At 50.5% G+C, this 22,511-nt stretch carries 22 protein-coding genes; 10 read left to right on the top strand and 12 right to left on the bottom strand.

The window, feature by feature from the left end:
• Positions 1–64 precede the first annotated feature (64 nt).
• The gene (locus tag GQ52_RS09855) at positions 65–937 is read left to right on the top strand and encodes a lysophospholipid acyltransferase family protein (RefSeq protein ID WP_047517284.1); all 873 of its coding nucleotides are present in this window, start codon (positions 65–67) and stop codon (positions 935–937) included.
• A 26-nt stretch (positions 938–963) separates the two neighbouring features.
• Here the strand turns inward: GQ52_RS09855 and GQ52_RS09850 are convergent, their stop codons facing one another.
• Both GQ52_RS09850 and GQ52_RS09845 read right to left on the bottom strand, forming a co-directional pair.
• The gene (locus GQ52_RS09850) at positions 964–1,671 is read right to left on the bottom strand and encodes a type 1 glutamine amidotransferase (RefSeq protein WP_047517282.1); all 708 of its coding nucleotides are present in this window, start codon (positions 1,669–1,671) and stop codon (positions 964–966) included.
• A gap of 3 nt (positions 1,672–1,674) precedes the next feature.
• A complete protein-coding gene (locus GQ52_RS09845) occupies positions 1,675–2,217 on the bottom strand; it encodes an rRNA large subunit pseudouridine synthase E (RefSeq protein WP_047517279.1) in 543 nt (180 codons plus the stop codon).
• Positions 2,218–2,227: 10 nt separating this feature from the next.
• On the opposite strand from GQ52_RS09845, the gene icd reads away from it, so the two are divergent.
• Entirely contained in the window at positions 2,228–3,466 is a 1,239-nt protein-coding gene (gene icd / locus GQ52_RS09840) for an NADP-dependent isocitrate dehydrogenase (RefSeq protein ID WP_369798328.1), read from the top strand.
• Between the two features lie 84 nt (positions 3,467–3,550).
• Here the strand turns inward: icd and GQ52_RS09835 are convergent, their stop codons facing one another.
• Positions 3,551–3,754, bottom strand: coding sequence for a cold-shock protein (locus tag GQ52_RS09835; protein ID WP_013441419.1), 204 nt, complete (start codon positions 3,752–3,754; stop codon positions 3,551–3,553).
• A 348-nt stretch (positions 3,755–4,102) separates the two neighbouring features.
• Here GQ52_RS09835 and pilB point away from each other — a divergent pair, with 348 nt between their 5' ends.
• Together pilB and GQ52_RS09825 are read left to right on the top strand one after the other, a co-directional pair.
• A complete protein-coding gene (gene pilB / locus GQ52_RS09830) occupies positions 4,103–5,824 on the top strand; it encodes a type IV-A pilus assembly ATPase PilB (protein ID WP_047517271.1) in 1,722 nt (573 codons plus the stop codon).
• 37 nt (positions 5,825–5,861) lie between these two features.
• Entirely contained in the window at positions 5,862–7,085 is a 1,224-nt protein-coding gene (locus tag GQ52_RS09825) for a type II secretion system F family protein (protein ID WP_047517268.1), read from the top strand.
• Between the two features lie 59 nt (positions 7,086–7,144).
• Here the strand turns inward: GQ52_RS09825 and GQ52_RS09820 are convergent, their stop codons facing one another.
• The 6 genes from GQ52_RS09820 to GQ52_RS09795 all read right to left on the bottom strand — a co-directional run bounded on the left by GQ52_RS09820 (position 7,145) and on the right by GQ52_RS09795 (position 12,748).
• On the bottom strand, positions 7,145–7,852 hold the full coding sequence (locus GQ52_RS09820) for a DsbC family protein (protein WP_369798341.1): 708 nt from the start codon (positions 7,850–7,852) through the stop codon (positions 7,145–7,147).
• A 69-nt stretch (positions 7,853–7,921) separates the two neighbouring features.
• A complete protein-coding gene (locus tag GQ52_RS09815; protein ID WP_047517262.1) occupies positions 7,922–9,130 on the bottom strand; it encodes an FAD-dependent monooxygenase in 1,209 nt (402 codons plus the stop codon).
• Entirely contained in the window at positions 9,120–10,289 is a 1,170-nt protein-coding gene (locus tag GQ52_RS09810) for an FAD-dependent monooxygenase (RefSeq protein WP_047517259.1), read from the bottom strand. Before GQ52_RS09810 ends, GQ52_RS09815 begins: the two co-directional genes overlap by 11 nt.
• Positions 10,290–10,349: 60 nt before the next feature.
• Entirely contained in the window at positions 10,350–11,660 is a 1,311-nt protein-coding gene (locus GQ52_RS09805; RefSeq protein WP_047517256.1) for an aminopeptidase P N-terminal domain-containing protein, read from the bottom strand.
• Positions 11,661–11,745: 85 nt separating this feature from the next.
• A complete protein-coding gene (locus tag GQ52_RS09800; RefSeq protein ID WP_047517253.1) occupies positions 11,746–12,525 on the bottom strand; it encodes a DUF2927 domain-containing protein in 780 nt (259 codons plus the stop codon).
• A complete protein-coding gene (locus GQ52_RS09795; RefSeq protein ID WP_047517250.1) occupies positions 12,518–12,748 on the bottom strand; it encodes a DUF3820 family protein in 231 nt (76 codons plus the stop codon). The genes GQ52_RS09800 and GQ52_RS09795 overlap by 8 nt, the downstream gene beginning before the upstream one ends.
• Positions 12,749–12,920: 172 nt before the next feature.
• Here GQ52_RS09795 and GQ52_RS09790 point away from each other — a divergent pair, with 172 nt between their 5' ends.
• Positions 12,921–13,952, top strand: coding sequence for a GGDEF domain-containing protein (locus GQ52_RS09790; RefSeq protein ID WP_047517247.1), 1,032 nt, complete (start codon positions 12,921–12,923; stop codon positions 13,950–13,952).
• A gap of 5 nt (positions 13,953–13,957) precedes the next feature.
• Here GQ52_RS09790 and GQ52_RS09785 read toward each other — a convergent pair whose 3' ends face one another.
• From GQ52_RS09785 to GQ52_RS09775, 3 genes are read right to left on the bottom strand one after another with little or no spacing between them, the layout of a single operon-like run.
• Positions 13,958–14,386, bottom strand: a complete 429-nt coding sequence (locus GQ52_RS09785; protein WP_019882820.1) for a phosphate-starvation-inducible protein PsiE — start codon at positions 14,384–14,386, stop codon at positions 13,958–13,960.
• Positions 14,386–15,066, bottom strand: a complete 681-nt coding sequence (gene murU, locus GQ52_RS09780; RefSeq protein ID WP_047517244.1) for an N-acetylmuramate alpha-1-phosphate uridylyltransferase MurU — start codon at positions 15,064–15,066, stop codon at positions 14,386–14,388. Before murU ends, GQ52_RS09785 begins: the two co-directional genes overlap by 1 nt.
• A 3-nt stretch (positions 15,067–15,069) precedes the next feature.
• On the bottom strand, positions 15,070–16,041 hold the full coding sequence (locus tag GQ52_RS09775) for an aminoglycoside phosphotransferase family protein (protein WP_047517242.1): 972 nt from the start codon (positions 16,039–16,041) through the stop codon (positions 15,070–15,072).
• A gap of 199 nt (positions 16,042–16,240) precedes the next feature.
• On the opposite strand from GQ52_RS09775, the gene GQ52_RS09770 reads away from it, so the two are divergent.
• The 5 genes from GQ52_RS09770 to adk all read left to right on the top strand — a co-directional run bounded on the left by GQ52_RS09770 (position 16,241) and on the right by adk (position 22,492).
• Positions 16,241–18,625 carry an LPS-assembly protein LptD gene (locus tag GQ52_RS09770; RefSeq protein WP_047517238.1) on the top strand — a complete coding sequence of 795 codons (2,385 nt, stop codon included), beginning with the start codon at positions 16,241–16,243 and terminating at the stop codon, positions 18,623–18,625.
• On the top strand, positions 18,622–19,941 hold the full coding sequence (locus GQ52_RS09765; RefSeq protein ID WP_369798327.1) for a peptidylprolyl isomerase: 1,320 nt from the start codon (positions 18,622–18,624) through the stop codon (positions 19,939–19,941). The genes GQ52_RS09770 and GQ52_RS09765 overlap by 4 nt, the downstream gene beginning before the upstream one ends.
• A gap of 18 nt (positions 19,942–19,959) precedes the next feature.
• Positions 19,960–20,958 (top strand): 4-hydroxythreonine-4-phosphate dehydrogenase PdxA, encoded by a 999-nt coding sequence (pdxA, locus tag GQ52_RS09760; protein WP_047517232.1) that lies wholly within the window; start codon positions 19,960–19,962, stop codon positions 20,956–20,958.
• The gene (gene rsmA, locus GQ52_RS09755) at positions 20,955–21,743 is read left to right on the top strand and encodes a 16S rRNA (adenine(1518)-N(6)/adenine(1519)-N(6))-dimethyltransferase RsmA (RefSeq protein ID WP_047517229.1); all 789 of its coding nucleotides are present in this window, start codon (positions 20,955–20,957) and stop codon (positions 21,741–21,743) included. Before pdxA ends, rsmA begins: the two co-directional genes overlap by 4 nt.
• A 95-nt stretch (positions 21,744–21,838) precedes the next feature.
• Complete coding sequence (gene adk, locus GQ52_RS09750; protein WP_019882827.1) at positions 21,839–22,492, top strand: adenylate kinase; 654 nt, start codon at positions 21,839–21,841, stop codon at positions 22,490–22,492.
• Positions 22,493–22,511: the final 19 nt, after the last annotated feature.

Genomic DNA, 22,511 nt, shown 5'->3' with positions numbered 1-22,511 from the left:
CCACATTTTGTTAACATAAGAGCTAATCTCAAATTTTAACAGAATGCGTTTATAAATTAGCCTCATGTTGCTGTTTTTCTGCAAAACCATCGCCCGCCTGCCACTGTCCTGGGTACATAGACTGGGGGCATTCTTCGGCTGGGTATCTTATCTTTCTGACCACAAAAGCAATCGTATTGCGCTGGAAAATATTAAGCAAAGCGATTTGGCTGCTAGCGAAGCGCATGCAAAACAATTGGTCAAAACCAGTCGCATCGAAGCAGGCAAGGCGATTCTGGAGACATTTTTTATCTGGGGCAATCCTACGGCCAAGCTGTTGCCATTGATACAGCAAGTGTATGGCTGGCAACATATCACGGAGGCGCAAGCACAAGACAAAGGCCTGATTTTCCTCACCCCGCACCTGGGCTGTTTTGAAATCACGTCCATTTATTATGGCGAGCGTGCGCCCATCACCGTGCTTTACCGGCCTCCAAAATTGCAATGGTTGAGTGAGTTGGTTGTAAAAGGCAGGCAAAAAGGCAAAGTGGAGATGGCCCCGGCCAATGCCAGCGGCGTGAAAAAGCTGCTACAGGCATTGAAATCTGGCCAGGCCATCGGCATTTTGCCGGATCAGATCCCAAGGCAGGGCGAAGGTGAATGGGCAGATTTTTTTGGCAAACCGGCCTACACCATGGGATTAGCCAGCAAACTGGCCAGCAAGGCAGACGCTATCATTATAATGGCGTTTGGTGAGCGACTGCCCGACGGAAAAGGATTTAATATCCACCTGACACAGGTAGAGGATATTGGCACACCTGCCCTGCTCAACCAGGCGATTGAGCGCCAGGTGGCACAATGTCCCGAGCAGTATTTATGGCAATACAACCGTTTTAAGCAGCGGCGTTACGCCCTGCACAAATTAAAAAAAGCCCAACCAGGACAAGCTGAGCCTTAATCGAATCCCGTCAAACAACTAGCGCATCAGGCTGCTAGACCCTGGATCCAGCGGCTGTACACCTTATCCGCCACGCGATGCAATACTTCGCAATCAGCTTCCACCCCGGCCAGCATGGTATCGGCAGACTGTACCGCGGGGCTAGCTGCTGAGCTGGCAATGTCACTTTTCCATTGCTCGGTCCATATTTTAACCATGCTCGGTGTCATTTCGATATGGCATTGCAAACCGATATGCTTACCCATCACATAAGCCTGGTTAGCGCAATAAGCACTAGACAATACATGCGTCGCACCCTCAGGCACCGTAAAGGTTTCACCATGCCAGTGAAAACTGTTAAAGCCTTGCAAGTCACCAAACCAATCGCGTGCTACGGCATGATCTGCCACTTGCACATCTCCCCAGCCGATCTCCTTGACCGGGTTTTTGCTGACCACACCACCCAGTGCCTTGCTGATGAGCTGGCCACCCAGGCAATGGCCGAGCAAGGGTACATCGGCTTGCACGGCCTGTTGAATGAGTTGCAACAATGGCGGAATCCACGGCAAATCATCGTTCACGCTCATGGGGCCACCCATGAGTACAATGCCACTGTAATCATCGACAGAGGCAGGCACCGCCTCGCCTTTATCAATCCGTACTTCGCACCACGGAATAGCATGTTGCGCCAAAAAAGTGCCCAAATAACCAGCACCCTCGCAGCAAGCGTGCCTGAATATCACCACCGGTTTCATGATTTACCTTACTAAACTAACTTCCTGATATTGCCCAAGCAAGATTCCGTCCAACGTGTACGGTCCTATCGCATAACGAATCAAGCGCAAGGTCGGAAACCCTACGTGCGCGGTCATTCGTCGCACCTGGCGGTTCTTGCCTTCACTGATTTTAAGCTCCAGCCAGGTGGTGGGAATGTTTTTCCGCTCGCGAATCGGCGGCTCGCGCTGCCATAAATGGTCAGGTTCAGCGATGATTTTCACCTGCGCAGGCTGCGTGACAAAATCACCCAGATCAACACCCTGTTGCAATGGCATCAAATCTGCTTGTGTAGGAGCACCTTCTACTTGCGCCCAATAGGTTTTGATCTGTTTGTGTTTTGGATGACTTAAACGATGTTGCAATCCACCATCATCGGTTAAAATAAGCAATCCTTCGGAGTCAGTATCTAACCGCCCGGCTGCATATACGTTGGGAATCGGAATATAGTCTTTGAGCGTCGCGTGTTTTTCATGCGCAGTGAACTGACACACGACGTTAAAAGGTTTGTTAAACAGTAATAACATGGAAAGCGCTATGTCTAAATTCAAGGTGCCAGCCACTGGCAGCAAAATCATTGTCAATGCCGATAATACCCTAAATGTTCCCGACCAACCTATTATCCCGTTTATCGAAGGCGATGGCATTGGTATCGACATCACACCACCCATGATCAAAGTGGTAGATAGCGCGGTTGAAAAAGCCTACGACGGTAAGCGCAAGATCTCCTGGATGGAAGTCTATGCCGGTGAAAAATCCACGACCATATACGACAAAGACACCTGGTTATCTGACGAAACCATGGCAGCATTAAAAGAGTACGTCATTTCGATCAAAGGCCCATTGACCACGCCTGTTGGTGGCGGCATTCGCTCATTGAACGTGACGCTGCGTCAGGAGCTGGACTTATACGTCTGCCTGCGCCCGATTCAATACTTCACAGGCGTTCCTAGCCCGGTCAAACACCCGGAAAAAACCGACATGGTGATTTTCCGCGAAAACACTGAAGACATTTACGCCGGCATCGAGTGGGCAGCAGGCACAGAAGAAGTGAAAAAAGTCATCAACTTCTTGAGTGATATGGGTGTGCGCAAGAAAATCCGCTTCCCTGAAGCCTCTTCCATCGGCATCAAACCAGTATCTATCGACGGCAGCAAACGCCTGATCCGCAAGGCGATTCAATACGCGATTGATAACAACCGTAAATCAGTCACGATTACCCACAAAGGCAACATCATGAAGTTCACCGAGGGTGGCTTCCGCGACTGGGGTTATCAACTGGCCAAAGAAGAGTTTGGTGCAGAACTGATTGACGGTGGTCCATGGTGCAAACTGCCGAATGGCATCATCATTAAAGACTGTATCGCCGATGCATTCCTGCAGGAAATCCTGTTGCATCCGGAAGATTACGATGTCGTGGCAGCCTTGAACCTCAATGGTGACTACATGAGCGATGCGCTGGCAGCACAAGTCGGCGGCATTGGTATCGCGCCTGGTGCAAACCTGAGCGACACCATCGCCATGTTTGAAGCCACGCATGGTACGGCGCCTAAAATCGCCGGTAAAAACCTGGCCAATCCAAGCTCACTGATTTTGTCAGCCGAAATGATGTTACGCCATATGGGCTGGGTAGAAGCGGCAGACCTGGTATTGAATGGCGTGGCCAAAGCGATTGCCAGCAAGCGCGTAACTGGCGACTTCAGTAGCCAGATGGAAGGTGCAACCCAGGTCGGTAGCGCTGAATTTGGTGACGAAATCATCAAACAGATGGCATAAGTCCTGGCCACTGGCATCGATTTGAATATAAAAAAACGGCTCGCAATTGCGAGCCGTTTTGTATTTTTTACCCCTAAAACAAAATTATGCTTTTTGTATGTTTGAGGCCTGTTTCCCTTTGGGACCTTCAGTCACATCAAAGGATACACGTTGACCTTCTTTCAAGCTTTTATAACCAGATTCAACGATTGCGGAGAAGTGCGCGAACAAATCGTCACCGCCGTCATCGGGAGTAATGAATCCAAAGCCCTTAGAGTCGTTAAACCACTTTACGGTACCTGTTGCCATTTTACTTCCTTACTTTTTTACTTAACAGGGAGGCGCCCCAAAAGTTTGTCTCAAGTACTCCAGTCGCAATTAACAAGCTTTGCTTTACTTAAAGACGGCTACAAAAAACCTGAACCCAAACGCCTTAAGGATTTATAAGTTAGCATAATTTAAATGTCAAGACTAATTTTGTATCTTTTAACGAAAGCTAAAAAATACAATTAAAATTTGTATAAATGCTGCATGAGAGCCCGTCTTTTCTACGATTTGAATCTGTGATCCTCCACGTATACTAAAGTAAAAAGTATAGTGGTATCAGTACATTAACAGCCCTATTTCACTGTTTAGAAGACACGTTTAAAGACATCTATGGCAACACTGGAAAGTTCAAGAAAACTGGGAGGCATGGCGCGCATGCTGGTGCAATCTTCGCTGATGAACGAAGATGATGCCGCCGCATTGCAAGAAAAGTCCTCTGCACAAAAAGTCAGTTTTCTGGCGGCAACGTTGGCGCAAAAAAAGATTTCGGCTAAAGATATTGCGCAAACAGCCTCGAATGCTTTTGGCTTTCCCTTTCTAGACCTGGACGCGCTGGATCAAGACTCCCTGCCAGACAAAACCATAGACATAAAACTCATGCAGTCGCATCGGGTATTACTGCTGCAACAAAAAAGCAATGTTGCCTATATTGCGATCTCCGACCCGACCAATCTGCACTCGCTGGACACTATCCAGTTTCAGATGGGCGCTACGCTGTTCCCGATCGTGGTGGAAGATGACAAGCTGGGCAAATGGATCGATAAAATTGTCGACTCCAAAGATACCAGCATGTCTAACCTCAATGCCGGCAGTGACGATTTTGACCTGGGGATGGAGGAGGCTGGCGAAGAGCAGGAAGCAGAAGTCATACAAGAAGTCGACGATGCGCCTGTGGTCAAGTTCTTGCAAAAAATATTGCTGGATGCCATTAACATGGGGGCGTCCGACTTGCACTTTGAGCCTTATGAAAAGTTTTACCGTATCCGCTTCAGGGTGGACGGTGTGTTAAGGGATATGTCGCAGCCGCCATTGGCAATCAAGGAAAAACTGGCCTCGCGCATCAAGGTCATCTCCAATCTGGATATTTCCGAAAAGAGAGTCCCGCAAGATGGGCGCATGAAGTTAATTATCACCAAAACCCGTGCCATTGATTTCCGCGTCAGCACCTTGCCATTGATTCACGGTGAAAAGATTGTGATGCGGATCCTGGACCCAACCAGTGCGACACTAGGCATTGAAGCCCTGGGCTATGAAGCAGAACAGCAAGCTTCGCTACTCAAGGCGATTCACCGCCCCTATGGCCTGGTACTGGTCACCGGGCCGACCGGCTCGGGTAAAACCGTCTCACTGTATACTTGTTTAAACCTGCTCAATGACCCTGGCGTCAACATTTCTACCGCTGAAGATCCGGCAGAAATTCCTTTAGCGGGCATTAACCAGGTCAACGTGAATGATAAACAAGGCCTGACCTTTGCTGCGGCACTAAAATCCTTTTTACGCCAGGACCCAGACATCATCATGATTGGTGAAATTCGTGACCTGGAAACTGCGGACATGGCAATCAAGGCAGCTTCTACCGGCCATATGGTATTGTCTACGCTGCATACCAATGATGCGCCAACTACTTTATCTCGATTATTGAATATGGGCGTCGCCCCCTTCAATATTGCTTCTGCCGTGACGTTAATTACAGCACAACGCCTGGCCAGGCGTTTATGCAAGCACTGCAAAGTGCCCTTAAACGTGCCACAAGAGGCACTGCTCAAAGTCGGCTTTACCGCAGCCATGCTGGAAGGTGACTGGCAATTATATGGCGCGAAAGAAGGCGGCTGTGAACACTGCAATAATGGCTACAAAGGCCGTGTCGGCATTTACCAGGTAATGCCTATCACTGAAGCCATGGCGCAGATCATTATGTCCAACGGCAATGCGCTGGATATTGCCGCGCAAGCGAAAAAGGACGGTGTGAAAGATTTACGCGAATCAGGCTTACTTAAAGTAAAACAGGGCCTAACCTCGATTGAAGAAGTGGAAGCGGTCACCAATGAATAACTCAGGTGAGTCAATCAACCAATTTTAAGAAAACACTATGGCGACTGGCAATATCAAACAATCCGTATATCAATGGGAAGGCAAAGACCGCAAAGGCAAGCTGGTTAAAGGCGAAATGCGCGCCAATGGCGAAGCCGTGGTCAATGCCACGTTGCGTCGCCAGGGCATTACGATCATCAAGGTCAAAAAGCAAAGCGCCCTGGCCATCAAAGGCAAGGTCACAGACAAAGATGTCACCTTGTTCACCCGCCAGCTCGCCACCATGATGAAAGCTGGCGTGCCTTTATTGCAAGCTTTTGATATTGTCGGCAAAGGGCACCATAATCCGGCTGTGTCAAAACTGCTAGGCGATATTAAGTCCGATGTTGAAACCGGCAGCAGTTTGAGCGCGGCTTTCCGCAAATACCCGCTGCATTTTGATCAACTGTTCTGTAACCTGGTGGGCGCCGGTGAGCAGGCAGGTATTCTGGACTCTTTACTTGAGCGATTGGCGACCTATAAAGAAAAAATTCTCGCCATTAAAAGCAAAATCAAATCTGCATTGGTGTATCCAGCGTCGATTATCGTCGTAGCGTTTGTGATCACCGCCGTGATTATGATTTTCGTAGTGCCTGCATTTAAAGACCTATTCAGCAGCTTTGGGGCAGACTTACCGGGGCCAACGGTCGTAGTGATCAACTTATCCGATTTCTTTGTCAAATGGTGGTGGGCAGTCTTTGGCTCGATTGGCGGCGGCTTATGGTTCTTCTTCTACACCTGGAAGCGCTCCGAGAAACTGCAAGCGACCATGGACCGTCTCATGCTGCGGTTGCCCATTTTCGGTGAGTTGATCCGTAAAGCCACTATTGCGCGCTTTGCCCGTACACTATCGACCATGTTTGCGGCGGGTGTGCCATTGGTAGAGGCGCTGGACTCCGTCGCCGGTGCTTCTGGCAACAAAGTGTATTTTGATGCCACCAAGAAGATCCAAAGCGAAGTCAGTACCGGAACCAGCCTCACTGTATCGATGCAGAATGCCAATGTATTCCCTAATATGGTCATTCAGATGACCGCCATTGGTGAAGAATCCGGCTCTTTAGACGGCATGCTGACCAAAGTCGCTGACTTTTACGAAGGTGAAGTGGATGACGCCGTGGCAGCCATTTCCAGCCTGATGGAGCCTGTGATCATGGTGGTATTGGGGGTATTGATCGGTGGCCTGGTCGTCGCCATGTATATGCCTATCTTTAAAATGGGCAAGGTGGTCAGTGGCGGCGGTTAAAACCGTCGCATACAAAAAAGGGGCTATTCAATAGCCCCTTTTTTATTCACGCATCCACACTATTTTTTTGCTGCCTGTAACGACTTCTCAATTTCATCAGCTGGCTGCGCACCTAACATGCGCTTGCCATTTTCAAAGAACAGGGTCGGCGTGCTGTTAACCCCCACTTTATGCGCCAATTCGCCGACTTTTTCCAGCGGCACGTCACATTTAGCCGTAGAAGTTGGCAATTTGTTATTGAAAATCCAGTCCTGCCATGCTTTCACCCGATTGCTGGCACACCAGATACTGCGTGATTTATTAGCCGCATCCGGGTGCAATTGCTCAATCGGGTACAAGAAAGTGTAAATGGTCACGTCGTTAATATTGCTGAGCTCTTTCTGCTCCAGACGTTTACAGAACGGGCAATCCACATCTGAAAACACCACCAGTTTGCGGCTACCATTGCCTTTAACCACTTTAATCGCCTGATCCAGCGGTAAGCTGTTGAAGTCGATTTTAGTCAATTCATCCATGCGCTCACCGGTGATGTCTTTTTTGGTTTTTGGATCAACCAGGCGACCTTCGGCAATCAGGAAACTGAATTTGTCATCGGTATAAATAATTTGCCCACCCATAAATACTTCATACAGACCTGGGTATGGCGTTTTGGTCACACTGTCGACCTTGAATTTTGGATAAGCACCCTCTACCAGTTTCTTCAGGCTGGCTTCGTCTGCAACGCCGTTAAAAGACCATAGCGTGGCCAAGGCAATCAAGCCGCCCATCACACACTGGCCGATAGATTTTTTCATGACATACTCTTTCTCAAACATGCGCAATGGCTCACTGCCATATCAGCCCTGAGTCGCTGCGCGAATTAAAAAACGTTTAAGCATAGCACTGTTTTCCACCCCACGTAAGCCTAGCAGGGCGGCGTGTGTCCACACGGCTTGCGGACGCGCAAACAAGCCATCCAGGCCGCGTGTCAGTGCATGCATCTTCAAAGTATCCGGCTGCCGTGTACGCATGACATGCCGTAAAAAACGTGCGTCGCCTAATGGCCGGATCGCTGGCAATTGGACAACCTGCGCACAAAGTGCTTGAACATCCTGAAAACCCAGGTTGACGCCCTGCCCAGCCATCGGATGCACCTGATGCGCGGCATCGCCTAACAGCATGACCTGCGGCAGCGCCATGGTATCGGCGGTGTTCTGCATCAGCGGGAAAGCGAGCACAGGACCGCTAGGCGTTAACTGCCCGAGCACTTTTCCACTGCGCTCAGCCACCTCGGCTGAGAATGCTTCTGCGGACAATCCTTGTTTTTGCGTGGCAAGCGCATGTGGCAATGCCCATACCAGTGATACCTGTTGTTGCGGCATGGGCAACAAAGCCAAGGTCTCGTGTTCGCCGAACCACTGTCTGGCAATATTGCCATGTGGCAGCTCGGATTTAAAGTTGGTCACCAACGCCGTTTGTACAAAATCCACTTGCTGCACACCCACGTCACATTGCGACCGCACCCATGAACGTGCACCATCAGCACCTAATAACAATGACGCCTCAATCTCATGCTGCGGTAAGGATAAGCGCACGATATGACCGCAATGTTGCAATGACTGCGCCGGGGCGTCGGTGATCACAGTCACCTCAGACTCCGCTAATGCCTGCCAGCAAGCATGCATCAAGGCCCGGCTTTCAACGATGTGCCCCATCTCAGACAAGTGCGCTTCGTCAGCATTCAGGCGCAAGCTAGGCGTGGCATGGCTATGGGTGGGCGACCATAAGTGCATGGCTGCAATCGGGTTAATTCGACTGGCGGGCAGACGTGACCACACACCCAGATCGCGCAACCAGTCTACAGTTTGATTGGTGAGTGCATAGATACGGGCATCCCAATGTGCTACATCAGTGATCCAGTCCTCAGGCAGTGATTGTGCCGGCTTGGCATCAGTCAACACCACCTGTTTACCCAGACGCGACAGGGCAATCGCGGCGGTCAGGCCAACCAGGCCTGCACCCACAATCACAACATCGGTTTTAATCAACGAATGTTCAGCTGCCATAACTCATCTTGTTGACCAGGAAACGCCGCGCCATCGGCAACAGGCTGAGTGCGCCCAGTCCAGCCCCCCTTAACAGACCGACCCCGACCAGGTCATTGGAAAATACATTGACCAGAAAATCAGTGAACTGCAAGCCACGGCCGGTATCACGCTGGCGAGACTGGTGATATTCAGCCAGGCGGTGTGCGGCGCCCCATTCATTGGCTTGCGTCGCTGCCACATTTTTGGCCAGTGCCACGGCATCGCGGATGCCGACATTAAACCCCTGCCCCGCTACCGGGTGCATGGTTTGTGCCGCGTTACCGATGACCACGCAATGCGCGGCGAACGTCTGACCCAGTTTACTCAATTTGAGTGGGAACCTGAATCGTTTACCCGCATGCAAAAATCTTCCAACGCGGTCACCAAATGCCTCATGCAAGGCTTGTAGAAAAGCAGCGTCATCCAGCGCGGCGATCTCATCCAGATAGGCCTGCTCGCCCGTCCACACCAGCGAAAATTGTTGCCCGTTCGGTAATAATGCCATTGGCCCGCGTGGCGTAAACCGCTCGTAGGCAATATTGTGGTGCGGCTGCTCGGTCTGCACCAGACCAACCAACGCATCATGCCCGTAATGCTTGGTTTCGCGCACCAGGCCAGGAATGGCCTCCAGGCTGCGGCCACCATCGGCAATCACTGCCAAGGGCGTCGCTAATACCTGTATGCCACCATCAACAGGCTGATACTCAATCTCCGTCGCATGGGCATGTACATTCAGGCCGGTTACCGGCACCTGGTATTGCATGATGATGCCGGCAGGTGATTGCTCAAGTCGCGCATCCAGCGCCTGCATCAAGGCGCCATAAGAAACCACATAACCCAAAGCAGGCAAATCATGCTCTTGCGCCTTAAGCACGGTGCGGCCAAAACCTTTCTGTTGCGAAACATGGATGGTTTCAATCGCGGTAACAGCGGTTTCCAGTAAAGGCCACACGCCTAGTTGCGCCAATACCTGGCGCGTGCCATAAGACAATGCTAATGCGCGGCCATCGCCATACATGGCGCCTGGCGACTGCGCCTCCAGCACCGTCACCGGCACACCGGCTTGTTGCAACGATAGCGCCAGCACCAGCCCGACCGGGCCGCCGCCTATCACTACCGGATGGTCTATGGTTTGCATCACACTGACTGCCTTTGACTCAATCTCAATATATACTCAAATAGCTTAAACAATGACTTTTTAAACGGCTACGGCGCGCTGACGCATCATCGCCTCAATGTCGGCAACCGTCTTTACTGCCGCTGAGGTAATCACGTCATGCCCCTTGTCGGTCACCAGCACATCATCTTCAATACGGATACCGATATTCCAGAAATGTTCAGGCACATTGTCTGCCGGACGCACATAGCAGCCGGGCTCTACCGTCAGCATATTGCCGGGCTGTAGCATGACCCAGTCACCATTGGCTGTTTTATATTCACCGGCATCATGCACATCCAGCCCCAACCAGTGGCCGGTACGATGCATGTAAAACTGGCGGTAACTGCCAGTTTCCAGCACGGCATCACGGCTGCCCTGGCACAAACCATAATGGATAAAGCCATCCACCAGTACATCCAGCGCCGCCTCATGCGGCGCATTCCAGTGATGCTGCGGGCTCACGCTGGCAATAGCCGCCGCTTGTGATACCAGCACCAGTTCATACAAATCTTTTTGCGGACCACTGAAACGGCCACTCACAGGAAAAGTACGCGTAATGTCAGAAGCATAGCCATCCAGCTCACAACCGGCATCAATCAGCAGCAAATCGCCCACGTTTAGCTGGGCGTTATTAGCGTTGTAATGCAAGGTACAGGCATTGGCCCCACCTGCCACAATGCTGTTATAGGCTGGCGCCTGTGCGCCCTGGCTATAAAACGCATGTAAAAATTCCGCTTCAATTTCATACTCCCACTTGCCAGGGATCACTGCCTGCATGGCGCGGTTGTGTGCACTGGCGGCAATATTGGCCGAACGGCGCATCAGGTCGATTTCGTAAGGCGATTTAAGCAGACGCATGACATCCAGCGTTTGACGCACGTCAACCAGCTTGGATGGCGCTTGTACGCCCGTGCGGGCTTGCGCCTTGATGGCATTTAGCCAGCTACTCACTTTAGCATCCCAGCCCGCATCACTGCCCAGACTGAAAAACAACTCTGGCTGATTTGCCATCAATTTAGGCAACTGCTCATCTAATTGCGTGATGGAATACGCCTCATCAAAACCAAACTCGATTTTAGCTGCGTCTGGGCCATAGCGGAAACCGTCCCAGATTTCGCGATCGATGTCTTTATCACGGCAAAACAGAATCGTTCTTGGCGATGGCCCGGCAATCAGCACCAACACCGCTTCAGGCTCTTTAAAACCAGTCAGGTAATAAAAATAACTGTCAAAACGGTAAGGGTAGTGACTGTCACGATTGCGCGTCACTTCGGGTGCGGTTGGAATCACCGCGATACCCGCTTGCATGCTGGTGATCAGTTGCTGGCGACGACGGGAAAATTCTTGCATGGGAACACTCAAGGCACATTCTGAATAGTGAGGAATTGTAGCGTATTTGGGTGGCAATTGCTGGAATGGTTCCGGCCAAATGCGGTCAGAAGCCCATCATGTCATATAACTCAGATTGCCTGACATTTTTTTCGGCATTTTGCAGCGTGCCATCATCCTGCCATTGCTGCAGTTGGTGCGCTAGGATAGGCTGCACCTGCCCGGCGCGCATGCCGGGTTTGATCGCAGGCAAATACAGCATCTTCAACAACAAAGCATCGAGGCCGGTTAATAATGACTCCGGCGTTTTATCGTTAAATACCGAGGGATACACTTTCTCTGAGTCATTCGGCAAGCCCATGGCCTGCGTGATCTCTTCCACAATACAAGATACCAGCGAACCACGCTCATTCGCATGGTCGACAGGAATCACCACCCAGGCGCGCTTGATGGCATGTTGTGCATCGAGGGTGAGGCCGAACATACATATGGCATCGGCGGGTGGTGGCCTGCTTTTATTGCCACTTACTTGTGCAACTTCTTGATGCCACAGGGCAGACTGGCTAAACACGACTGTCATATTAGCTTCTGCTGCGCTAGCTGCAAAACTGATCGGGTGACCGGTAATTTGCGACAAATGGTGTAAATGATAGCGCGTAAGTTTCGTGTGTTTGTCAGCCTGGTCTGCATGATGCACTAACCATACCTTGACCGGCTGCTGCCATTTGCGCACGACTTGCTCGCCCGCAATATATTCACTATGCAGCGCCACCTCATTGAATGCCTGCTGTAAATACGCTGGGGATTGCCAGGCTTCTGCTGCGAATGCCGATGCTGCCAGCATGAGGCACGGCAACAGAAAAACCATCAGCCAATGCTTAATCATGAGGTTTCGCCACCTCGGCACGTAGCGGCGTTAATAGCGATGACAAGCCATTGTGGTCAATTTCACGCATGAGGTGCAACAAGCGACCTAGTTCGCCTGGCGGAAAACCCTCACGTGCAAACCAGTGCAGATAATGGCCCGGCAAGTCGGCGATCAGCCTGCCCTGATATTTGCCATAAGGCATTTTGAGGGTAACCAACTGCATCAGATCTTCTTTTTTCATGGGAACAATAGGGATGAGCAATACATTATTTTAAGCACAATCCACTATTTTTAAGCTTTATTTCACAACGGCCCTAAAAAAATCCCGCCGCCAGCCGTTATTCCCCTTGAGTACGTTTGAATACTTAACAATAAGAAGATTCTTTGCGTTGAATTTAACATCGCGAGAGGCCATGATGCAATACGAAATTACTAAAGAAAAAAGTGCAGAATATCTGCGACAAGCCATCCATCATATGTCGATGCAGGATGCGGCTTTTCATCCGGTCAGCTACGCGGTCTGGTATGAATATTCCTCGGGCGAACATGTGCGCCTGATTGAAGAAGTGAATGACTTGATTGAGAAAGAGAAAAGACTTAACGAAAAGAGCACTACCCACCTGTTTAACAAACATATTGCCGGTGCCGATGCCGATAGTGCCAAGGTACTGGTGGAGCGCTTCAACCAGGTGGTGACCAGTATCACCTCTTCCACAGAAAAAGCCGGGCAAGAGACCTCACAGTTTAGAAAGTCACTCGACGCCTGGTCTGATGAGATTCAACAACTGGATCCGCAGCTAGGGGCGCAATTAGGCTCTTTGCTGTCTGACACCCAACACATGCAAACCTCCATGCATGGTTTACAGCATCAACTAACCTCTAGCCTGGAAGAAATCGCTGACCTGAAAAACGAGATTATGAAAGCCAAGCAAGAGGCGATCTCGGATGGTCTGACCGGGCTGATGAACCGTAAAGGATTTGATAGCGCATTGCATCAATGCCTTGACACCGGGCCCGCTGAAGAAACATGCCTGATGATTGCCGATATTGATTTCTTTAAAAAAGTGAATGACAGCTACGGACATTTATTCGGCGATAAAGTAATTCAAGCCGTGGCCAGGATATTAAAAACCGTGTCTGGCAATTTATACACCGCTGCCCGCTACGGTGGTGAAGAATTTGTCCTGTTGCTGCCGCACACAAGTATGGATATTGCACACGAAATTGCAGAGAATATTCGTCGCCAGGTCGCCGCCATCACCATTAAAAACAATGTCACCCAGCGGCTGATTTCCAACATTACCATTTCCATGGGCGTCACCGCTTACCATCCTGGGGAATCTGCCGACAGCTTTATCACCCGTGCCGACCAGGCGCTGTATACCTCCAAGGCACAAGGCCGTAACCAGGTCACCCTGTTAAACGGAGAGCTTGCAGCCGCCTGATGGCTTTAAAGCAAATCGCGTTTCTGTTCAGGGATATCCTCATAGGGATAACGCGAATGCCCAAAGCGCATCACCAATACGGAAATCGCCAATATCAGAATGGCAGCAGACACCGCTAACATATGTGTCTCTGTCATTTCCTTCATATCCAGCAATAAATAGCGAGCCAAAGCCACCATGGCGATATAAATCGGATAACGCATGGGCAGTTTACCGGTGCCAAAATAACTGTTAATCATGGAGAACACTTCCAGATATAAAAACAGCTGCAGCAAATCACCGAGACCGACCATACCTGCGTCCCACATGCGCGCCAATTCGTGCGCCAGCGAGAAAAAAGTAGCGATGGTCACTAAGCCTAGCCCCAACCGCTCTATCCACATCAACGCCTGATGGGCGATTTTATCGGTACGATGTTCATAAGGCGGCTTCATTATTCCCCCTGATTTGTCTTTTTATGTAGCCAATGATCGAGCTGATCTAAACGCTCCGGTGTACCGATATCATGCCACAAACCCAAGTGATGTTGTCCGGTCACGCGTTGCTGTTGCATCGCAGCTTTTAACAACGGGGCCAATTTGGCCGCCTGCCCAGGGGGCACACTCTCGAATAGCACAGGATGATAGACACCTACGCCCGAAAAAGTGAGGCGATGCCCGGCAGATTCTAGCACCAGTCCGTTTTCCAGGCCAAAGTCACCACTCGCATGCTGCGGTGGATTATCCACCATGACCAGATGCGCCAATTTACCGGCTGGCAAATGCAGGCTGGCATAATCAATATCGGTAAACACATCCCCATTCACCACCAAAAACGGCTCATCCCCCAACAAAGACAAGGCATTCGCAATGCCACCTGCTGTCTCCAGAGCCTGCGGCTCAGCGCTATAACGGATATGCACCTGCCATTGCGCACCATCGCGCAATGCGGCTTCAATCTGCTGCCCCAAATGTGCATGATTAATCACTAACTCAGTAAAACCGGCCCGCGCCAATCGCTCGATATGCCACACAATCAGTGGCTTGCCACCGACCATTAGCAACGGTTTGGGCGTATGGTCGGTCAGTGGCCGCATCCTTTCGCCACGCCCTGCCGCCAGGATCATTGCCCGCATGATTTATGCTGCCTTTTCCAAGGCCAACAGCAACCTTAAAAATGGCCGCAGTTCGACATAGCGTTCGCACGCTGCCTGCAAATACTGCATCACTAGCGGCATATCCTTAAGATAGCCATCTTTACCATCACGATGATACAAACGGGCAAAAATACCCAGCACCTTGATATGGCGCTGCACGCCCATCCACTCAAAATCTTTATAAAATTCGCCAAAATCGGCAGTGACTGGTAAGCCAGCTTTTTTAGCAGACTGCCAGTAACGTACTACCCAGTCCATCAGTTCTTCTTCGTCCCAGCGGATATAGGCATCTTTGAACAAAGACGCCAGGTCGTAGGTAATGGCCCCGATGACGGCATCCTGAAAATCCAGCACACCCGGGTTATTATCCGTGGTCACCATCAGGTTGCGCGAGTGATAATCCCTGTGCACCGTCACTTGCGGTTGCTGCAAAATATTGTCGATCAGCAAGCCAAACGTCTTATCCATCACGGCCTGCTGCTCTGCCGTCAGCGTTTTACCTAAATGCTTGCTCACATACCACTCCGGGAACAATTGCAATTCGCGCATCAGCAAGGCTGCATCATATGCTGGCAACGCGTCTGGCTGTGTTGCCAGTTGCATCTTGATCAGGGCCTGGCAAGCATCGCCATATAAAGCCTTGGCGTTGTCACGATTCAGTTGCGACAGATAGGTGTCGTTACCGAGATCGCTTAGCAACAAAAAGCCTTGCGTAACGTCTTGCGCCACGATCTTGGGCACATTGAGCCCGGCGGCCAACAGTTGCTCAGCCACGCGCACAAACGGGCGACAGTCTTCCTGCGGCGGTGGCGCATCCATGGCAATCAGGGTTTGCGTCGGCAAATGCACGCGGAAATAACGCCTGAAACTGGCGTCTGCCGAAGCCGTAGTGAGTGTAAAAGGCTGATCGAGCACCTGCTGTAGCCATTGTTGTAGTTGCTGTGTTCTATCCACAAATGTTCCCAAATAATGAATCGGCCCATACTACCGGGCATTACTGTTAAAATGCGGCTGTCATTTTAAGTGAAAAATGACTTTTTAAGCATTTTCATGAATAATATAGCCCAATTGAAACGGGACATCTGGCCGTATGGTCCGGGATGCGTGCATACAAACGTCGGCCATTAGCAGGCCTTACCGAAACGATCACTCTTTGAATAATTTGCAAGCTCACTCATCCACTTTTCAGGAACGCGGCATCCGTCTGATTTTGGCGCTCACCGCCATCGGCACGCTGGCGCCTGTGCATGCGCGCGCGGATGATCAGGCTGAAGCACCACTTATAGTAGTGGCGGAAAACACCACCTTGCCCGGTGCGATTGAAATTGAAGGCGACACCTTGCAACTGCGCATGGACCGCCAAATGCGCGCCATAGGCAACGCGGTGATCCGCAAAGAAGGCCAGCAAGTCACCGGGGATGATATCCGCTACGACATCCAGAATGACGAACTGCAAGTGGACGGTAACGCGGTGATTACAGCCGGGCAAACCAAAATTACGGGCCCGATGTTGCGTATGCGCATGAGCGAAAATATTGGTGAAATGCGAGATGTCACTATTGAGTTTAAAAGCAGCCAACCGCCACCTAGCAACCAGGATAGCAGTCCACTATTGAGCGATCAGGCGATTTTGCTCAGTGACCCTAAAAGATACCTGGAAGACAACCAGTCTTACAGCACCCAAAAAACAACCAGCTCTTTTGATAATATTCGCGCCACCGCAAAACAAGTATTGTTTGAAGGCCAGAATATCAAACGCCTGAAAAAAGCCAGCTACACCTCGTGTGCCGCTGACGTAGATGACTGGTATATCAAAACCAACAATCTTGAACTCAATGACTACACACGGACTGGCGAAGCCACCAATGCATATGTTGAGTTCAAAGGCGTGCCTATTCTTTATACACCGTGGATGAGCTTCTCGTATAACAACCAGCGTAAAAGTGGCTTACTGGCACCACTGTGGGGAACCACTTCCAGAAGCGGCTTCGAGTTGCTCACCCCCTACTATATTAATATCCGGCCAGATATGGATGCGACGATCGCCACCCGCTTCCTCAGTAAACGTGGTGTGCAACTACAGGGCGAATTTCGCTATCTGGATGAAGATTACTCAGGCATCAACAACCTTGAGTACCTGGATAAAGACAGCCTGACGGATCAAACGCGTTTTTACGCCAGGCTATCGCACTTGCAACGCTTCAGCGACCATTGGTCAGGTGGTTATAACCTGGAAAAGGTCTCAGACAACACCTATTTCTCCGAGATGGCAACCAGAATTCAGGTCACTTCACGCGTGAATTTGCAACAAAGTGCATTTGTTAACTATAACAGTGAGCATGTGACGTTTAATGGCACGGTGCAGCGTTATCAAAACCTGGATGACGTCTCCTATGTTTACCAACGGTTGCCGCAGCTGACATTTTCATACAACGATGAATGGAAAGGTTTCAAAACCCAAACTGGCGCACAATACGTCAATTTCCAGACCATGGATGGCATGATTGACAAGCCTTCAGGTAGTCGTTTGAGCCTCTACCCATCCATTTCTTACCCGATGAAAAATGCTTATGGCTTCATCACGCCTAAAGTCGGGATTCAAACAACGCAATACAGCCTGAGTAACAATGTGCCCTTGGGATATTCGCAAGAATACAACCAGTTGAACCGCACATTGCCTATCGTCAGCCTGGACTCAGGTTTGTATTTTGACCGTGAAACCAGTTTATTTGACACGAACTATACGCATACCCTGGAGCCACGCGCTTACTATGTGTACATTCCATATCGCGACCAGAGCAAAATCCCGATTTTTGATACTTCACTCAACACCCTCAACCAGAACTCGATTTTCTATGAAAACCAGTTTAGTGGTGATGACCGCATCAATAATGCCAATCAAATGACAGTGGCCCTGACCAGTCGCCTGATTGATAGCGAAACCGGGATTGAACGTTTAAGCGCCACGTTGGGGCAGCGTTTTTATTTTGATGATCTGCAAGTCTCGCTGCCAAGCACGACCCCAAGTTCCCGCAAATCATCAGACATTCTCGCCGGATTTACAGCGCGTCTTTCGAGCCGCTTAAACCTGGACACGTTCTGGCAGTATGACCCGGACCGCGGCAACATGGAGCGTAATAACTACTTGCTACGCTACAATCCAGAGCCAGGTAAGTCATTCAGCTTTGGTTATCGATACACCGCCAACACACTCGAACAATTCGACACTTCAGCCCAATGGCCATTAGGCGCTGGTTGGTACGGTATCAGCCGCCTTAACTACTCGATCCGCGATGGCAACGCGGTGCAATTCCTGGGTGGATTAGAATATGATGCCGGTTGCTGGCAGGCCCGCGCAGTCATGCAACGTGTACAAACAGCGACGGCCAACGCGAACTATGCCATGTTTTTCCAACTCGAACTCGGTGGGTTGACCTCGATTGGTGCCAACCCGTTAAATGTGATCAAGCGCAATATTCCAACCTATATGCGCACCTATGATATCCCGGCAATTTACAGAGACCAGAACGCGCAATGATGAAACGTTTATCTAATTTCCTTATCTCCACGATGGTGTTTGCGCTGTACGCATCGCAATCAACAACACTATTTGCCGCAGAAAAACGTCCGATTGAAAAAATGGATCGCATCATTGCGGTGGTCGACCAATCCGTCATTACGGAACGGGAAATGCTGAACCGCATGGAATCAGTCAAGACACAAATGATTAAAAAAGGCGTTGAAGTGCCGCCTGACGAGGTACTGCAAAAGCAGATTCTGGAACGCCTGATCGTCGATAGCCTGCAACTGCAACTGGCCGCCCAAACCGGTATTAAAGTCGAAGATGCACAACTGGACAAAACAATTGAACGGATTGCCGAACAAAACAACCTGACCTTGCCTGCCTTTAAAAAAGCGCTGGAGGAAGACGGAACGCAGTTTTACAAGTTTCGTGAAGACATCCGCAATGACATTATTCTTGCCCGCCTGCGCGAGCGCGATGTAGACAACAAGGTGAATATTTCCGAAGCCGAAATTGACAACTATTTAACGACACAAGAGAAAGAAGGCGATCTGGATGAGTTCAATATCTCGCAAATCCTGGTTCGCCTGCCGGAAGACAGTTCGCCAGAAGACATTCAAAAAGCCAGAGCACGCACGGAACAAATTACTAAAGCGCTGGCTGAAGGCATGAGCTTTGAAAAAGCCTCTGCCAATTTTTCAGATGCGCCTAACGCGCTGGATGGCGGTAGTTTAGGCTGGCGCAGCGGTCAGCAAATGCCAGCCCAGTTTCTGGAACTGGTTAAAACATTGCAAGCGGGTGGCGTCTCACGTCCAATCCGCAGTGGTACCGGCGTACATATCCTTAAACTGAATGACAGACGCGCAGGTGCCAGCACCCTGATTGTTGAGCAAACCCATGTGCGCCACATTCTGCTAAAGCCCAATGAAGTCTTGTCTGACAAAGAAGCCAAGCAAAAAATTGACGGCATCAAGGAGCGCATAGACCATGGCACACCGTTCCAGGACATGGCACGCCAATACTCAGACGATGGCAGTGCTTCCAGTGGCGGCGACCTGGGCTGGATCAGTCCGGGTGACACCGTGCCTGTGTTTGAAAAAACCATGGCCGAGCTGGCAGTGAACGAAGTCAGTGCACCAATCCGCAGCCAGTTTGGCTGGCATGTGATTCAAGTGCTTGAACGCCGCAAACAGGATATGTCTAAAGAATCCAAACGTTTAAAAGCACGCCAGGAAATCCGTGCGCGCAAAGCCGAAGAGTCATACAACGACTGGATACACGAGCTGCGCGACAAGGCTTTCGTCGAGATGCGTCTTGAAGACAAGTTCTAAACAACCGCTGCTAAACGCATGAACCGCTTGCCACGTATTGCCATCACTGCTGGCGAACCTGCTGGTATCGGGCTGGACATCTGCGTCACACTCGCCCACACAGCCATGCCTGCCGCACTGGTGGTGTTGGCAGACCCCGTCGCACTACAGGCAAGAGCAGCGCAATTAGCGACGCCCTTAACATTGCATACATATACCGAAACGTTGCCGCCACATGCGGGCGATGGCAGCCTGTATATACTGCCGGTGCAAACGGCTGCACCCGTGGTTGCTGGTGCACTCGACCCGGCCAACAGTGCAGCGGTGTTAAGCATGCTGGACCGCGCACTGGCAGGTTGCCAATCCGGTGAATTTGATGCCATGGTCACCGCCCCCGTACACAAAGGCGTGATCAATGATGCAGGCATTGCATTTACTGGCCATACCGAATACCTGGCGGAAAAAACCCGGACGGCCCAAGTGGTGATGATGCTGGTCGGTGGTGGCATGCGCGTCGCACTGGCAACCACGCATTTACCACTGACCCAGGTCAGTGCCGCCATTACCGCCGACACACTCACCACCACCATCCGCATTCTGCATCATGACCTGGTGCATAAATTCGGCATTGCGCAACCGCGCATCTTTGTTGCCGGGCTAAACCCGCATGCAGGTGAAAACGGCTATCTGGGCATGGAAGAAATCGACACCATCAACCCGGTGCTGGATACCTTGCGTGCCGAAGGCATGCAACTCATCGGCGCCTTACCGGCCGACACTATGTTTTCACAAAAAAACCTGTCACAAGCCGATGCGTTTTTGGCCATGTACCATGACCAGGGCCTCGCTGTACTCAAACACGCCAGCTTTGGCGAAGGGGTCAATGTGACCCTGGGGCTACCCATTATCCGCACCTCTGTTGATCACGGTACCGCACTGGATATTGCAGGCAGCGGCAAAGCCGATCTCGGCAGTATGCTAAGTGCCATACAGTTGGCCATCACGCTGTCACACACACGTCACACCTCAAATACATGAAACACATCGCCAAGAAGAAATTTGGTCAGAATTTTTTAATTGACCAAGCCATTATCCAAAGCCTGATTAACGCCATCCATCCGCAGGCGGATGATCTGATGGTCGAAATTGGCCCCGGCCTGGGCGCGATGACGCAGCCCCTGATCAAGCACCTGAATCACTTGCACGTGGTTGAAATCGACCGCGACATTATTCAGTGGATGCAAGGCTTCTACCCGCCGAAGAAAATCACCATCCATAATTCAGATGTATTGAAGTTTGATTTCGCAAACATAGGCGATCGCATCCGGGTGGTTGGCAATTTGCCCTACAACATCTCCAGCCCTATCCTGTTCAAGCTGCTGGAAAACACCGCGCAAATCATCGATATGCACTTTATGTTGCAAAAAGAAGTGGTTGAGCGCATGGTGGCTGAGCCTTCCAACTCAGAATATGGCCGTTTGTCTGTCATGCTGCAATACCGCTTACAGATGGAATACATGGTCACCGTGCCGCCCGAAGCCTTCGACCCGGCGCCTAAAGTCGAATCTGCTTTTGTGCGCTGCATTCCTTATGACACCTTGCCCTATCCTGCCAGTGACGAAGCCTTATTCGCTAAAGTGGTCACGGCGGCGTTTGGTCAACGCCGCAAAACCTTGCGCAATACACTCAAAGGCTTGCTGGATGATGATGGTTTTAGCGCATTGAATATCGATTCGCAGCTACGTGCCGAGAACCTGAGCGTGGCCGAGTTTGTCGCCATCAGCAACTACCTGGCGGACCAGCATCTGGTAGGCCAGGCTTAAGCCAACTTGTGCAAAGCAGCACTGGCTTAACCTGATTTAAAGTTTAGCCTGATATAATTCTGTTTTTACTAAAACCCAAACTTTTGGAGCATGTTATGCGTTTGATTCTGCTGGGCGCCCCCGGTGCCGGTAAAGGGACACAAGCCACCTTTATTAAAGAAAAATTCAATATTCCGCAAATTTCCACTGGCGATATGTTGCGCGCAGCAGTCAAAGCAGGCACTCAATTAGGTCTGGAAGCCAAAAAATTCATGGACGCAGGCGGCCTGGTGCCAGATGAAGTGATTATCGGCCTGGTCAAAGAACGCATTAAAGATGCAGATTGTGCCAATGGTTTCCTGTTTGACGGTTTTCCTCGCACCATTCCACAAGCCGAGGCGATGAAAAACGCAGGCGTCGCCATTGATTACGTGGTGGAAATCGACGTGCCGGATGAAGCCATTGTTGAGCGCATGAGCGGCCGCCGTAGCCACCCAGCTTCTGGCCGCACTTACCATGTAAAATTCAACGCACCAAAAGTAGCAGGCAAAGACGACGTTACCGGTGAAGAACTGGTGCAGCGTGATGATGACAAAGAAGAGGTGGTACTGAAGCGTTTGCAGGTCTATCACGATCAGACCGAGCAACTGATTGGTTACTATTCTGACTGGGCAAAATCCGGTGTCAGCGGTGCGCCACAATACGTCAAGGTCAACGGCCTGGGCGAATTGAATGCGATTAAAGAAGACATTTTTAGCGCATTGAAATAACTGCGCTAAAGCAAAAAGC

It is taken from the genome of Methylophilus sp. Q8 (assembly GCF_000800115.1).
Lineage (GTDB): Bacteria > Pseudomonadota > Gammaproteobacteria > Burkholderiales > Methylophilaceae > Methylophilus.
Note: the sequence above shows the minus strand (reverse complement) of the source record. Positions and strands in the feature narration are given on the sequence as shown.

Excerpts from the sequence above, each read along its gene's own strand:
- GQ52_RS09805 (WP_047517256.1), bottom strand. The coding sequence starts at position 11,660 with ATGCAAGAATTTTCCCGTCGTCGCCAGCAACTGATCACCAGCATGCAA.
- GQ52_RS09765 (WP_369798327.1), top strand. The coding sequence starts at position 18,622 with ATGATGAAACGTTTATCTAATTTCCTTATCTCCACGATGGTGTTTGCG.
- GQ52_RS09820 (WP_369798341.1), bottom strand. The coding sequence starts at position 7,852 with ATGGGCGGCTTGATTGCCTTGGCCACGCTATGGTCTTTTAACGGCGTT.
- GQ52_RS09855 (WP_047517284.1), top strand. The coding sequence starts at position 65 with ATGTTGCTGTTTTTCTGCAAAACCATCGCCCGCCTGCCACTGTCCTGG.
- GQ52_RS09790 (WP_047517247.1), top strand. The coding sequence starts at position 12,921 with ATGATGCAATACGAAATTACTAAAGAAAAAAGTGCAGAATATCTGCGA.
- GQ52_RS09810 (WP_047517259.1), bottom strand. The coding sequence starts at position 10,289 with ATGCAAACCATAGACCATCCGGTAGTGATAGGCGGCGGCCCGGTCGGG.
- pdxA (WP_047517232.1), top strand. The coding sequence starts at position 19,960 with ATGAACCGCTTGCCACGTATTGCCATCACTGCTGGCGAACCTGCTGGT.
- GQ52_RS09835 (WP_013441419.1), bottom strand. The coding sequence starts at position 3,754 with ATGGCAACAGGTACCGTAAAGTGGTTTAACGACTCTAAGGGCTTTGGA.
- GQ52_RS09800 (WP_047517253.1), bottom strand. The coding sequence starts at position 12,525 with ATGATTAAGCATTGGCTGATGGTTTTTCTGTTGCCGTGCCTCATGCTG.
- GQ52_RS09785 (WP_019882820.1), bottom strand. The coding sequence starts at position 14,386 with ATGAAGCCGCCTTATGAACATCGTACCGATAAAATCGCCCATCAGGCG.
- GQ52_RS09825 (WP_047517268.1), top strand. The coding sequence starts at position 5,862 with ATGGCGACTGGCAATATCAAACAATCCGTATATCAATGGGAAGGCAAA.
- rsmA (WP_047517229.1), top strand. The coding sequence starts at position 20,955 with ATGAAACACATCGCCAAGAAGAAATTTGGTCAGAATTTTTTAATTGAC.
- GQ52_RS09795 (WP_047517250.1), bottom strand. The coding sequence starts at position 12,748 with ATGAAAAAAGAAGATCTGATGCAGTTGGTTACCCTCAAAATGCCTTAT.
- adk (WP_019882827.1), top strand. The coding sequence starts at position 21,839 with ATGCGTTTGATTCTGCTGGGCGCCCCCGGTGCCGGTAAAGGGACACAA.
- GQ52_RS09845 (WP_047517279.1), bottom strand. The coding sequence starts at position 2,217 with ATGTTATTACTGTTTAACAAACCTTTTAACGTCGTGTGTCAGTTCACT.
- icd (WP_369798328.1), top strand. The coding sequence starts at position 2,228 with ATGTCTAAATTCAAGGTGCCAGCCACTGGCAGCAAAATCATTGTCAAT.
- murU (WP_047517244.1), bottom strand. The coding sequence starts at position 15,066 with ATGCGGGCAATGATCCTGGCGGCAGGGCGTGGCGAAAGGATGCGGCCA.
- GQ52_RS09850 (WP_047517282.1), bottom strand. The coding sequence starts at position 1,671 with ATGAAACCGGTGGTGATATTCAGGCACGCTTGCTGCGAGGGTGCTGGT.
- GQ52_RS09815 (WP_047517262.1), bottom strand. The coding sequence starts at position 9,130 with ATGGCAGCTGAACATTCGTTGATTAAAACCGATGTTGTGATTGTGGGT.
- pilB (WP_047517271.1), top strand. The coding sequence starts at position 4,103 with ATGGCAACACTGGAAAGTTCAAGAAAACTGGGAGGCATGGCGCGCATG.